Source organism: Amycolatopsis sp. NPDC088138 (assembly GCF_044741685.1).
Lineage (GTDB): Bacteria > Actinomycetota > Actinomycetes > Mycobacteriales > Pseudonocardiaceae > Amycolatopsis.
Map to the genome: position 1 here is coordinate 692,034 of NZ_JBIUTB010000003.1, position 12,421 is coordinate 704,454.

Consider the following 12,421-nt stretch of genomic DNA (forward strand, 5'->3'; position numbering starts at 1 on the left):
GGCCACCTCAGCACGAGGTGGCCTTTTTGGTGTTGCTTGATTGGGCCACTTGTCCTAAGTTTTAGGTCAAGCGACCTGAGGAGGTGGTGCGGGATGGCCGCACCGTTCGTGTTCTTCGACGTCCGGACGTCCGATGTGGACGGCAGCAAGCGGTTCTTCGCCGAACTGCTGGGCTGGCGGGCGAGCGGCCCGCTGCTCACCGAGGACGGCGCACCGTGGGGCGGCTTCACGGAACTGGCACCGGGCGACGAGCGCGCGCCGCAGTGGCTGCCCTACGCCGCGGTGTCCGATGTGGACACCGCGGCGGCGAAAGCGGTGGAGCTGGGCGGAAAGCTCGTGCGCGAACGCACGGACCTGCCGGTCGGCTCACTGGTCGTCGTCACCGACCCCGGTGGGGCCGCGATGGTGCTGTTCCAAGCGGCCTGAAAGCTCAGACGATCGGGCGGAACCCGACGCGCTCGGCGTCTTCGGCGGTGCGGAACCAGACCTCGGCCACCATCTTCGGGAACTGCTCGGATTCGTCGGTGCAGTACCGCAAAGCCGTGACGCTGGCCTTCACCTCGAAGGCGTCGCTGGGCCGGCCGCCGCCGGGGCGGGGCATGGCCGAACCGGGGCCGAACGGGCCGGGCGGGACCGAATCCTCGGCCGTCTCCCGCGCGGGCGGGGCCGGCGGCGGCTCCGGCGCGACGCCGACGGCCGTCTGGTTCGGCTGCACCGACGGCTCGAACAGCGAGCCGCTGTGCGCGCCGGACAGCTCGGGGTCGCGGCGCTCGACCGTGCGCATCGACGGCTGGATCGGCTGCGGGGCGTCGAAACCGCCCCGCACCGACCCCAAGCCGCGCGGCTGGCGCTTCGGCAGCACCTGCGTCGCCTCGGCCGGGGTCTCCGGCGGCACGTCCAGCTCACCGTCGGACGCCTCGTCGCCGGCGAAGGCGTACTGCGGCGTCTCGTCGTCCTCGGGCTCTTCCTTGCGGACCGAACCCGGGTGCGTGCTGATGTAGCGAGTGCGCTCCACCGGCTCTTCGAACGCCGATCGCTGCTCGGCCTGCTGGTGGTCGAACCAGTCCGGGTCCTGCGGCTGCGGCTCCGCGCCCGACGGCTGGAACAGCGACCCGGCGGTGTCCGGATCGAGCTGCTGCTCCAGCTGCGAAAGCGCCGGGGCGGCCTCGGGCTCGAAGTGCTCGTCGTCCTCCGGGCTCAGGTAATCGGACGCGGCCGCGCGGTACGGGTCGTCCTGCTCCGGCTCCGCGACCGGCGCCATGACCTGGGTCGCCGAGGCCGGGTAGGCGTCCTCGGGCGCCGGCTCGGGTTCCGGCCGGTAGTCCTTGACCGGCGGGGTCCGCGGCGGCACCTGCGAGTCCAGCTCGGCGAAGTCCTGGTCGATGTCGTCGTGGACGTCGTCACGGCTCACCGGCGACGCGACCAGCGTCCCCGGGTACGACGTCTCCTGCGGCCGGGCCTCTTCGTACGGGTTGTGCTCGTACCGGCTCTCGTCGTCGTCATAGGACGGCGCGGGTCGCGTGTAGACCTCGGTGCCCGGTGCGGCCAGCCCGGCGGCGTTCGCGGGGGTGCGCGCGGCGTCGGCGTGGGCCTGCGCCAGCGCGCTCTCCAGCTTGCGGACGCTCTTGCGCAGTGGCAGCACCAGCACCAGCCAGGTGAGCAGTACCCCGACGAAGAACGCCGCGAGGCTCCACAGCCAAACCTGTCCGAAAATGGACATCTATCCCTGCCCCTAGTTCAGTGCGTGCGCGCGACCAGGTAAGCGGCAACCGACTCGCAGGCGTCCCGTGCGGGGGACGCCGGCAGCGCGGTGAGCTCGGCACGCGCGCGCTGAGCGTAGTCGGAAAGGGTGACGCGCGCGCGTTCGAGTCCACTACTCGCGCGCAGCAGCTCCAGCGCTTCGGAGACGAGGTCGTCGTCGGCGATCGGCCCGGACAGCAGCTCGACCAGCCGGGGGTCGGTCCCGGGGTCGGCCAGCGCGTACAGCATCGGCAACGTCCGGACGCCTTCGCGCAGGTCGGTGCCCTGCGCCTTGCCGAGCTCGTCGGACGGCGAGGCGATGTCGATGATGTCGTCGGAGATCTGGAACGCGGTGCCGATGATGTCGCCGAACCGGCGCAGCGCCTCGATGTGCTCGTCGGCGGCGCCGGACATCATCCCGCCGAACCGGCCCGACGTCGCGATCAGCGAGCCGGTCTTCTGCGCGATCACGGTGAGGTAGTGCGCGACGGCGTCGTCACCCGGCCCGGGGCCGACGGTCTCGCGCATCTGCCCGGTGACCAGCTCGCCGAAGGTCTCGGCGATGATCCGCGCCGCGTCCGTGCCGAGGTCGGCGACCAGCCGCGAAGCGTGGGCGAAGAGGAAGTCGCCGGTCAGGATGGCGATGGTGTTGTCCCAGCGCGCGTTGACGCTCTCGGCGCCGCGGCGCATGTCCGCCTCGTCCATCACGTCGTCGTGGTAGAGCGTGGCCAGGTGCACCAGCTCGACCGCGGCGGCGGCGATCACGACGTGGTCATCCTGCTTCGGCCCGAACTGCGCGGACAGCAGGGTGAACAGCGGACGGAAGCGTTTGCCCCCCGCCTCCACCAGGTGCAACGCGGCGTCGTTGACGGCCTGGACGTCACTGCGGACGACCTCGCGCAGCAGCTTCTCGACGTCGGCCAGCCCGGCGGCGATCGAGCGCAGCAGGGACTCGTCGGCGATCTGCAGGCCAACCGACGAGCGCAGGTCCTCGAGGGCGCCACCCGGCGCAGCGGGGAGGGATCCCGCCCCGGGGGCTGGGGAAGGCACAGACACGTCGGCTCCGCTCTACTCGTGCACCGGTCGGGTTCTCCCCTGAGCGTAGTGGCTGCCCCGCGTCACCGTTTACCCGCTGTCCTGCGGAAACGGTGACGAACATGACACCTCAGCGGCGCTTGATCCTGACGTCGTCGAGGCAGGTCGAGCTGACCACCAGATCGCGGTACGGGTACCCCTCGCCCTCCAGCAGTTCCATGGCCATCAGCTCGGCCTGATCGTGTGCCCGCCGGGTCGCGTCGTCACCGGATGCGACGTCGACCTGAACGCGGAAGCTGAAGCCGCCGAGGTGGTGACTGTAGGTGAGCGTGCCTTCGGCGCTGAAGAGCTGGCCGGCGACGTCGTCGGAGGTCAGGCCGTCGAGCAGCTTTTCGCGGATGTCCTGCGCGGGCCGGTCGAACTTGCCCCGGACGAGCACACGGTAGGTCGGCATGGACGTCAACATACTGAGTCGTATCCGGATACCGAAGGGATTATCCACCGGGTGGTTCATGATCCACTAAGGGGTGATCAGCGGTTTCGGGCGCAACGAGCGGCTCGGACAGGCGGATATTCACGGCGTGGAAGAACTGCCGAACCCGACAGCTCTCCCGGTCAGCAAGGAGGACAGCGCTATGCGCACTATCGCGAGGCGAGCGGGGCTCGCCGGAACGCTGTTGGTGGCCGGACTCGCCGTGGCCGTGCCGGCTCAGGCCGCGCCGCAGCCGGGTGTGGCCCAGATCGGTTCGGCCGACTTCACGAAGGCCGGCTCGACGATCTCGGTGCCGGCGCAGGGCAAGTGCTCGGTGGCCGGCCCGAAGACCACGACGGCCCAGTCGGTGTCGAAGACGGGCATCACGTTCGGCGGCGGCACGTCGTCCTGCACAACGGCGGTGACGGACCCGAAGACGGACGCCACGACGACCACGTCCACGGCGACGGGCAAGAACTTCGAGCTGTCGGCCTTGGTGAGCGCGGGCGGCCCGCGGATCAAGCTGTCGACGTTCAAGGTGACCTGCACGGCCACCCACGCGCAGACGAACGCGGGCTGGACGTACGGCGGCATGAGCGGCATCCCGAACCCGCCGAGCCCGGTGCCGGTGGGCTACGTGGCCCCGCTCAAGAAGTCGAACGGCACGGTGCTGGCGAACGCGGTGTTCAACATCCAGAACCTCCCGGGCGACGGCAGCATCGGCCTGACGATGCTGCGCATCAACTTCCTCCCGGCGTCGGGCATCAGTGGCCAGGTGATCCTGGGCCACACCTCCTGCTCACCGACGCCTTAGCTCTCGTCGAGGGCCGTGGTCTAGCGGCCGCGGCCCTCGTGAGCAGCGGATTCTTCTCTGGCGGAACCTTGGTAGGCTACGAGCCGTCGGATACGCAGAGTGCTCGGGCCGGAGCACCCTGCAAGCTAGGGGAGAGCTGACGTGACGACGTTTGTGGTGAGCGGTCGTGGGTGAGGGGCCGGTTTACGAGCCTGGCGGGAACTGGCAGCTGCCGGGGCCCAATGGGGTACCTCGGGCCGGGTCTTATGGGGTTGAGGGCTCGGGTAGCGGTGGGCCGGGGTTCTCGTACGACGAGGCGACCCTTCGCGAACTGATGAAGGACTGGAACGACCTGGCCAACGACTTCCGTGACGACCAACAGCGCGCGGAACTGCTGGCACAGGCGAACGGCCCGGGAATCGAGTATGCGAGCGAGGGCAATGCCGACCAGGTACGAGGCTCCGGTCGAGCATTGCTGGAAACCCTCGACGAGCGAGAAAGATACTGCCGGGCGATGGCGAAGAAGTTCGAGACCGCCCTCGGCAAGTACGCCACGGCCGAGGACACTCACACCTCGGAGATCAAGCGCACCGGAGGCACCCTGTGAGGCGTCGAATGCTGGTTCTGTTCGGCGCGACTTTGCTGTTGTCTACGGCCTGCTCAAGCGAGACGAACGGCACCGCATCACCTTCCATATCCGATAGCAAGTCAGCGACCGCTCCATCATCGGACAGCGGCGTGCCCGGCCCGGGCGTACCGAAAGTCGACATCCCGATCGATGTCAGCCGCTTCCAACAAGCTCCTTGTGACTCCTTGACCCAAGCGCAGAGCAAAGAGCTCCTGGGGCCGGACGTCACGGTCAATCCGGCCGTCGACGACGAAGCTGGTCCGACGTGCCACTGGAACGTTCCCGCGGTTTCGCAAGCCGGCGTCGGAGTGACCTTCTTCAAGACCACCCAACTGGGCCTGACCGGGATCTACCAGGCGAAGGACAGCACCTACCGATTCTTCGCGCCTCTCGACCCGATCGACGGGTATCCGACTGTCGCATTCGGCACGGCCGACGACCGAAACACCAAAGGGCGCTGCCTGCTCGCGCTGGGGACGAGCGACACTCAGCAGGTGGACATCGCTATCTCGCTGTCGGAAGAGAACATCGGCAAAAAAGACCCCTGCACGGCCGCCCACGACGTAGCAGCGAAGGTGCTCGGCAACCTGCGTGGAGTGAATTGATGGTCGAAGAACGCCCACTGACAGCAGCAGAGATCTATGAGCAGGTCACCGGCGGCGGTGGGATCGATTCACTGGCTACCGCGCAGGATGGGGCCGGCCAGCTCACCAATCGGATGGTTGAGCGGGCTCAGCGGATCAGTGCGCTTCGGGCCAAGACCATGTCCGGGTGGCAGGGTGCCGCTGGGGATTCTGCTGCTGATGCCACCGTTCCGCTTGTTCGTGCCGCTGCTGATGATGCTGTTCATCTTGAAACGGCTCGGACGGCTGTTGGGGCTCAGATGGATGCCTTTGGGACGGCCAAGAATTCCGTGAAGCCCGTTGCGCCTCAGCCGCCTGTGATGACTTCGGATGATATTACCAAGTTGCTTGCCGGGGTTGGTCCGTCCTACAACACCAAGGTTGCCGGGTGGCAGGCCGATAGTCAGGCCAATATCGATGCCTTTGGCGCTTATCACTCCGCCAGTACCTCCAACGGCGGGCAGATGCCTGCTCAGTACGCGCAGATCGTGGACTCCGGGGCTCCTGTTTCCATGACCACCCCTGGGCAGGACACCCGCGGGCAGGACACTCGCGGGAGGACCACCACGCCTCCTACTTTTGCCACTGATACCGGTGAATGGGCGCGGAATCCGCGCCAGCCGGGTGTTTCCACGCAGGACCGGGCCTCTGGGCAGGAGCAGAACGTCCAGGCTGGACGCAACCAGGTCGAGCCCACCAACCAGCCGAGCAACCAGGTTGTGGCGCAGACGCCCGGAAGCGGGTCCTCCGACAGCACCCATGCCAATAACTACGTGCCCCAGCCGGTCAATCCCCCGGCTCCTCAGGGTGGGTATCAGTTCGGGCCCAGCGGCCAGCTTGTCAGCAACCTCGGCGGCGGCTCCGGGAACCAGCCGTACGGCGGCTTCGGGCCGGGCGCCGGAGGGTTTGGGCCGGGGACCGGGACCAGCACCGGAACCGGGCCGGGAAACAGCGCAGGCGGACGGTACGGCGGGCCGAACGCCGGCGTTGTCACCCCGCGCGGCCCAGGAAACGGAAGCGGACCAGGAAACGGTTCAGGTGCCCGCCTTCCCGACGAACGCCTCCCCGGGCAACCAGGCTCACGCGGCACCGCCGGCGCCCGAGGGGCCAACGGGATGCCCATGGGCACCGCCGCCGGTGGGCGGGGCGCCAAGGACGAAGACAAAGAGAAGAAGACCGCTCCCTACCTGAAGAACCCCGATCCTGACGAGACTTTCGGCGGGTTCGTCGAGAAGCCCATGCCGCCCGTCATCGGGGAGAACCGGCCGAAGTAGGAGGACTCGCACCAGTGGTGCTCAAGGCCGACATCTCGCTCGACACCCTGCTCACCGCCCTGCGCCAGGCCGGCTGCGGCGAACCGCACCCGGTTTTTGCCGGGGGGCTGCGGTACGTTCCGCCGTCCGCCGCACGAGAGACCAGCCGGGCGGCTTTTGAGGAGCTCAGCGGACACTGCTTCACCCAGGGGGACGGCTTCACGCCCGAATTCGATGACGTGCTTCACCTCCTCGACCGGCCCTCGACGGAGTTCTTCGCCTACGCTCGCGATCTCACCGAGCAGATCGGTGTTCTGGTCGCCGCACGAGGTCGGACTGCCGTCACCGCGGTGTGCCAGGGCTCGCGAGTGTGGCTCAAAGGGGTTCCGCCCGACACCCATCCCGTCGACGCGCTCATCGCGAACCTGCCGCCGTACCGGGCCGCGGACATCAGGCCGTTTTCCCTGCCGCAGCAGGACTTCCGGGAACAACCCGCCGGCGACGTCTTCGACGACGCCCCGGCTCGCAGCCGAGACGCGCAGAAACTCGATGACCTCGTGAGTCAACAGCACCACGGGATGGGGCAGTTCTACGCCGCCAAGCAGGTGGACGGGCAACGACAAGAAGCGCGGGACTCGCTCAGCTACCTCGACGTCGACGCCGGTCGGGTGGGCATCGGGCTCGCTGACGAGCACATCACCGTCATGCCTGGGGATCCCGTGGTGCTGGGACGGAAGGTCGCCGCCTTTCTGGACAACTGAAAGGGCCGCCACCCGGAACAGGTGGCGGCCCTCAGCGCGAAACACAACTCAGGAAGCGAAGCCGCCCGCACCCGCCCACGACAGGGCGAACGCCGGGACCAGACCCAGCACCAGCGTCACGGCCGTGCCCAGGAAGATCGCCGTTCCCGTGCCGAAGCCCGGGATCGTGACCGTGGGGCCGTCCGCGGCCGGCTCGGAGAAGTACATCAGCACGATCACGCGCAGGTAGAAGAACGCCGCCACCGCGCTGAACACCAGGGCGATCACCACCAGCGGGGCCATTCCGTCGGACAGGGCCGCCGAGAAGACCACGAACTTGCCGATGAAGCCCGACGTCAACGGGATGCCCGCCAAGGCCAGCAACAGGAACGTGAACACCGCGGCCACCAGTGGCGACCGTTTCGCCAGGCCCGCCCACGCCGAGAGGTGCGTCGCCTCGCCCGAGGAGTCGCGGACCAGGCTGATCACGCCGAACGCCGCCAGCGTCGTGAAGCCGTACGACAGCAGGTAGAACAGCGTGCTCGACAGGCCGTTCTCGGTGATCGAGATCGCGCCGATCAGCAGGAAGCCCGCGTGGGCGATCGACGAGTACGCGATCATGCGCTTGACGTCGGTCTGGGTCAGGCCCAGCACCGCGCCGATCAGCATCGAGATGATCGCGACGCCCCAGAGCACGCCGCGCCACTCCCAGCTCGTGGAGCCGAACGCCACCGACAGCACCCGCAGGATCCCGCCGAACGCGGCGACCTTCGTGCACGCCGCCATGAACGCCGTCACCGGAGTCGGCGCGCCCTGGTAGACGTCCGGGGTCCAGGTGTGGAACGGGCCGACCGAGCCCTTGAACAGCAGGCCGACGACCAGCAGGCCGAGGCCGGCGAACAGCAGCGTGTCCGAGCGGTCCGAACCGGCCGCCGCGGCGGCGATGTCGCCCAGCTTCACGGAGTTCGCGTAGCCGTACAGCAGCGCGAGGCCGTAGAGGAAGAACGCCGAGGAGAACGCACCGAGCAGGAAGTACTTGACCGCCGACTCCTGCGACAGCAACCGCCGGCGCCGCGCCAGGCCGCACATCAGGTACAGCGGCAGGGACAGCACTTCCAGCGCGATGAACATGGTGAGCAGGTCGTTCGACGCGGTGAACGCCATCATGCCGCCGAGCGCGAAGAGCGTCAGCGGGAAGACCTCGGTCTGCATGACGGTCGCCGTCTGCGCGCGGTCCTGGACCGTGCCCGGGCGGATGCCGGCCTGCGCGACGAGCGCGCCGCCCGGCTCGACGACGCGGTCCGAGATCAGCAGCACCGCGCCGACCGCCAGGGCGAGCAGCGTGCCCCAGAGGAACAGCGCCGGCTTGTCGATCGAGATCGCGCCGCTGAACGTCTTCACGCCGCCCGCGGGAGCGTCGCTGAGCGCGTACTTGATCAGCCAGCCGCCGGCCGCGAGGATCGCGATCAGGCTCAGCCCAACCTGCACACCGAACCGCGAGCGCTTCGAGGCGAACGCTTCCACCAGCACGCTGAGGCAGGCCGCGCCGAAGATGATCAGCACCGGCAGCACGGCGTTGTAGTCGACCGACGGCGTCGTGATCGGTGGCTCCGCCGCCTGGGTCAGGAGGATGTCGAGCACGGGTTACTTGCCTCCCTGAACCGCGGACAGCGTCTGCTGCACCGTCGGGGTGACTGTGTCGAGCACCGGCTTCGGGTAGAAGCCGAGGACGATGATCAGCACGACCAGCGGCGCGAGAAGTGCGATCTCGCGGCCGCTGAGGTCGCGGATGACCTTGGTCGCTCCCGGCTCGGTCACGGTCGCGGTGGCCACGGCGCCACCCGACTCCACGGTGGCCGGGGTGGCTCCGCCCTTCCCGGCGGGCGGCACCAGGGCGTCACCGCGAAGCGGGCCCTGCATCACACGCTGGTAGAGCCAGAGGACGTACGCCGCGGCCAGGACCATGCCGACCGTCGCGAGGATCGTGTACACCGGCTGGTCCACATAGGACCCGATGAGCACCAGGAACTCGGAGACGAACGAGTTGGTGCCCGGCAGCGACAGCGTCGACAGCCCGGCCAGCAGGAACAGGCCTGCGAGCAGCGGGGTCACCTTCGCCATGCCGCCGTAGTCGGAGATCTTCGTCGACCCGCCGCGCGCGACGACCAGGCCGATCACCACGATCAGCATGCCGGTCGCGAGGCTGTGGTTGAGCATGTACGTCGCCGAGCCGATCATCGCCTGCTCGTTGAACGCGAAGATGCCGAGCGAGATGAAGCCGAAGTGGGCGATCGAGACGTAGGCGATGAACCGCTTCATGTCCCGCTGCCCCGCGGCGAGGATCGAGCCGTACAGCACGCCGATCACCGAGAGCACCAGCACCAGCGGCGCCAGTGCCTTGCTCGCGTCCGGGAACATCGGCAGGCAGTAGCGCAGGAAGCCGAACGTGCCGACCTTGTCCAGCACACCGACCAGCAGGACGGCGACGCCGATCGGCGCCTCCCCCGCCGCGTCCGGCAGCCAGGTGTGGAACGGCACGAGCGGCGCCTTGATCGCGAACGCCAGGAAGAAGCCGAGGAACAGCCAGATCTGCGTGCTCAGCGGGGCGTCCCGGACGACCGTGACGAGCGTGGCCCAGTCGAACGTGCCGTGGCCGAGCTTCTTGTCCGCCAGCGAGTACGCCCCGATCGCCGAGGCCAGCATGATCAGGCCGCCGAGGAACGAGTAGAGGAAGAACTTCACCGCCGCGTACTGCCGGTTCGCGCCGCCGTAACCGCCGATGAGGAAGTACATCGGGATCAGCATGATCTCGAACAGCACGTAGAACAGGAAGACGTCCGTCGCGGCGAAGACGCCGATGGTGAGCGCCTCCTGCAGCAGGATCAGCGACAGGAACCCGCCGGCGCTGCGGCCGGGCGGGAGCTTGTCCATCGTGCCGAGCCCGCCGACGACGATCGGCACCAGCAGCGCGATCACCGCGATCATGATCAGCGAGATGCCGTCGGTGCCGAACGCGATGTGCACCCCGAAGCTCGGGATCCAGTCGAAGCTCGACGTCATCTGCAGCCGCGCGCCCGAAGGCGAGTAGCTGAGCCAGAACGGGATGATCAGCAGGAACTCGAGGATCGAGAAGGCGAGCGCGGCCAGCACCGCGGCACGGTCGTTCCCCTTGAGGAACGCCAGCACCAGGGAGCCGAGCAGCGGCACCAGGATGAGGATCAGCAACCAGGTCATCAGGAGAACCTCACCAGCAGGAGAGCCGCCAGAAGCAGGAACGTGCCGCCGAGCATCGACAGCGCGTAGGACCGGACGAACCCGGTCTGCAGCCGCCTCAGCCGGCCGGAGCCGCCGCCGAGACCGGCGGCGAGGCCGTTGACGGCGCCGTCGACGCCGCGGTTGTCGACGAACACCAGCGCCCGCGAGAGCCAGGTGCCCGGGCGGGCGACCAGCGTCTCGTTGAGCGCGTTGCCGTACAGGTCCTTGCGGGCGGCGCGGGTGACGAACGAGACCCGCTCCGGACGCTCGACCGGGACCGGCCGGCGGAAGATCAGGATCGCGATCAGCACGCCGAGCGCGGCGAACACGAGGGTCAGGATCGGCACGATGGCCGCCGGGATCGGGGTGTGCTCGGCCTCGTGGAACTCGCCGACCGTCGGGGCCAGCCAGTCGACGAACCGGTCACCGATCGCGAAGAACGCACCGGCGCCGACCGAACCGACCGCGAGGATCGCCATCGGGATCCACATGATCGGCTTCGACTCGTGCGGGTGGAACTCACGGCCGTCGGTCGACTTGATGTCCTTCCAGCGCTCCTTGCCGAAGAACGTCATCATCATCAGGCGGGTCATGTAGAACGCGGTCAGCCCGGCGCCGACGATCGTCGCGATGCCGAAGACCCAGCCACGCCAGCCTTCCTGGCCGAACGCCGCCTCGATGATGGCGTCCTTGGTGTAGTAGCCGGTGAGGAGCGGGAAGCCGATCAGCGCGAGGTACCCGAGCCCGAAGGTGACGAACGTGATCGGCATCTTCTTGCGGAGACCCCCGAACTTGCGCATGTCGACCTCGTCGTTCATGCCGTGCATGACCGAACCGGCCCCGAGGAACAGCCCGGCCTTGAAGAAGCCGTGCGCCACCAGGTGCATGATGCCCAGCGCGTAGATGCCGGGGCCGAGGCCGACCGCCAGCATCATGTAGCCGATCTGGCTGACCGTCGAGTACGCGAGGACCTTCTTGATGTCGTCGTACGCGCAGCCGATGATGCACCCGAGCAGGAGCGTGAACGCCCCGACCAGCGTGACGATCAGCCTGCCGTCCGGCGTGGCGTTGAAGATGTCGTGCGAGCGGGCCACCAGGTAGACGCCGGCGGTGACCATCGTCGCCGCGTGGATCAGGGCCGAGACCGGGGTCGGGCCCTCCATCGCGTCCGGGAGCCAGGCCTGCAGCGGGAACTGGCCGGACTTACCGCAGGCGCCCAGCAGGAGCAGGATCGCCATCGCGGTGATCGCGGCCGGCGGGAACTTGCCGGCGCCGACCGCGTCGAAGACCTGCGCGTAGCCGGTGGACCCGGCGTACTTGAACATCAGGAAGATCGCCAGCGCGAGCCCGACGTCACCGACGCGGTTCATCAGGAACGCCTTCTTCGCCGCGGTCGCGGCGGACGGGCGGCCCTGGTACCAGCCGATGAGCAGGTAGGACGCGAGACCCACGCCCTCCCAGCCCATGTAGAGCGTCACGAAGCTGTTGCCCAGCACCAGGATCAGCATCGAGGCGACGAAGAGGTTCAGGTACGCGAAGAAGCGGTACCGGCCGTCCTCGTGCTCCATGTAGCCGATCGAGTAGAAGTGGATCAGCATGCCGACGCCGGTGATGAGCAGCACGAACGTCAGCGACAGGGCGTCGACCCGGAGCCCGAAGTCGATCTGCAGCGCGCCGGCCGGGATCCACGAGTAGAGCTTGGTGTCCGTCGTGGCCTTGCCGTCAGCCGAGAAGAACAGGATCAGCCCGTAGACGAAGGCGAGGGTGACGGTGGCGGTGCCGAGCAGATGCCCCCACGCCTTCGCGCGCTTGCCCATGAGCAGCAGGACGAGCGCGCCGAAGGCAGGGAGGGCCACCAGCAGCCACGATGATGCGGTCACTC

At 68.3% G+C, this 12,421-nt stretch carries 12 protein-coding genes; 6 read left to right on the forward strand and 6 right to left on the reverse strand.

Going from position 1 to position 12,421, the window contains the following annotated elements:
• The first annotated feature begins 93 nt into the window (after positions 1–93).
• A complete protein-coding gene (locus tag ACIOD2_RS18285; RefSeq protein WP_400539212.1) occupies positions 94–426 on the forward strand; it encodes a VOC family protein in 333 nt (110 codons plus the stop codon).
• A 4-nt stretch (positions 427–430) separates the two neighbouring features.
• Here ACIOD2_RS18285 and ACIOD2_RS18290 read toward each other — a convergent pair whose 3' ends face one another.
• The 3 genes from ACIOD2_RS18290 to ACIOD2_RS18300 all read right to left on the reverse strand — a co-directional run bounded on the left by ACIOD2_RS18290 (position 431) and on the right by ACIOD2_RS18300 (position 3,229).
• Entirely contained in the window at positions 431–1,720 is a 1,290-nt protein-coding gene (locus ACIOD2_RS18290; protein WP_400539214.1) for a hypothetical protein, read from the reverse strand.
• Positions 1,721–1,737: 17 nt separating this feature from the next.
• A complete protein-coding gene (locus ACIOD2_RS18295) occupies positions 1,738–2,790 on the reverse strand; it encodes a polyprenyl synthetase family protein (protein WP_400540392.1) in 1,053 nt (350 codons plus the stop codon).
• Between the two features lie 115 nt (positions 2,791–2,905).
• Entirely contained in the window at positions 2,906–3,229 is a 324-nt protein-coding gene (locus tag ACIOD2_RS18300) for a DUF6204 family protein (protein ID WP_400539216.1), read from the reverse strand.
• Between the two features lie 181 nt (positions 3,230–3,410).
• Here ACIOD2_RS18300 and ACIOD2_RS18305 point away from each other — a divergent pair, with 181 nt between their 5' ends.
• From ACIOD2_RS18305 to ACIOD2_RS18325, 5 genes are all read left to right on the forward strand, one after another.
• Positions 3,411–4,061 carry a hypothetical protein gene (locus ACIOD2_RS18305; RefSeq protein ID WP_400539218.1) on the forward strand — a complete coding sequence of 217 codons (651 nt, stop codon included), beginning with the start codon at positions 3,411–3,413 and terminating at the stop codon, positions 4,059–4,061.
• 313 nt (positions 4,062–4,374) lie between these two features.
• Positions 4,375–4,647 (forward strand): hypothetical protein, encoded by a 273-nt coding sequence (locus ACIOD2_RS18310; protein WP_400539220.1) that lies wholly within the window; start codon positions 4,375–4,377, stop codon positions 4,645–4,647.
• Between the two features lie 8 nt (positions 4,648–4,655).
• Positions 4,656–5,273: a DUF3558 domain-containing protein gene (locus ACIOD2_RS18315; protein WP_400539222.1), complete on the forward strand. Its 618-nt coding sequence runs from the start codon at positions 4,656–4,658 to the stop codon at positions 5,271–5,273.
• Positions 5,273–6,565 carry a hypothetical protein gene (locus ACIOD2_RS18320; RefSeq protein WP_400539224.1) on the forward strand — a complete coding sequence of 431 codons (1,293 nt, stop codon included), beginning with the start codon at positions 5,273–5,275 and terminating at the stop codon, positions 6,563–6,565. The genes ACIOD2_RS18315 and ACIOD2_RS18320 overlap by 1 nt, the downstream gene beginning before the upstream one ends.
• Positions 6,566–6,579: 14 nt before the next feature.
• On the forward strand, positions 6,580–7,305 hold the full coding sequence (locus tag ACIOD2_RS18325) for an ESX secretion-associated protein EspG (protein WP_400539226.1): 726 nt from the start codon (positions 6,580–6,582) through the stop codon (positions 7,303–7,305).
• Between the two features lie 48 nt (positions 7,306–7,353).
• On the opposite strand, the gene nuoN is transcribed toward ACIOD2_RS18325, so the two are convergent.
• From nuoN to nuoL, 3 genes are read right to left on the reverse strand one after another with little or no spacing between them, the layout of a single operon-like run.
• Positions 7,354–8,925 (reverse strand): NADH-quinone oxidoreductase subunit NuoN, encoded by a 1,572-nt coding sequence (gene nuoN / locus ACIOD2_RS18330; protein ID WP_400539228.1) that lies wholly within the window; start codon positions 8,923–8,925, stop codon positions 7,354–7,356.
• Between the two features lie 3 nt (positions 8,926–8,928).
• Entirely contained in the window at positions 8,929–10,518 is a 1,590-nt protein-coding gene (locus tag ACIOD2_RS18335; protein ID WP_400539230.1) for an NADH-quinone oxidoreductase subunit M, read from the reverse strand.
• Positions 10,518–12,419, reverse strand: coding sequence for an NADH-quinone oxidoreductase subunit L (nuoL, locus tag ACIOD2_RS18340; protein WP_400539232.1), 1,902 nt, complete (start codon positions 12,417–12,419; stop codon positions 10,518–10,520). The genes ACIOD2_RS18335 and nuoL overlap by 1 nt, the downstream gene beginning before the upstream one ends.
• Positions 12,420–12,421 lie beyond the last annotated feature (2 nt).

Bases quoted from the DNA above. Each gene is read 5' to 3' on its own strand.
- ACIOD2_RS18285 (WP_400539212.1), top strand. From the start codon at position 94: ATGGCCGCACCGTTCGTGTTCTTCGACGTCCGGACGTCCGATGTGGAC.
- ACIOD2_RS18290 (WP_400539214.1), bottom strand. From the start codon at position 1,720: ATGTCCATTTTCGGACAGGTTTGGCTGTGGAGCCTCGCGGCGTTCTTC.
- ACIOD2_RS18300 (WP_400539216.1), bottom strand. From the start codon at position 3,229: ATGCCGACCTACCGTGTGCTCGTCCGGGGCAAGTTCGACCGGCCCGCG.
- ACIOD2_RS18305 (WP_400539218.1), top strand. From the start codon at position 3,411: ATGCGCACTATCGCGAGGCGAGCGGGGCTCGCCGGAACGCTGTTGGTG.
- ACIOD2_RS18310 (WP_400539220.1), top strand. From the start codon at position 4,375: ATGAAGGACTGGAACGACCTGGCCAACGACTTCCGTGACGACCAACAG.
- ACIOD2_RS18315 (WP_400539222.1), top strand. From the start codon at position 4,656: ATGCTGGTTCTGTTCGGCGCGACTTTGCTGTTGTCTACGGCCTGCTCA.
- ACIOD2_RS18320 (WP_400539224.1), top strand. From the start codon at position 5,273: ATGGTCGAAGAACGCCCACTGACAGCAGCAGAGATCTATGAGCAGGTC.
- ACIOD2_RS18335 (WP_400539230.1), bottom strand. From the start codon at position 10,518: ATGACCTGGTTGCTGATCCTCATCCTGGTGCCGCTGCTCGGCTCCCTG.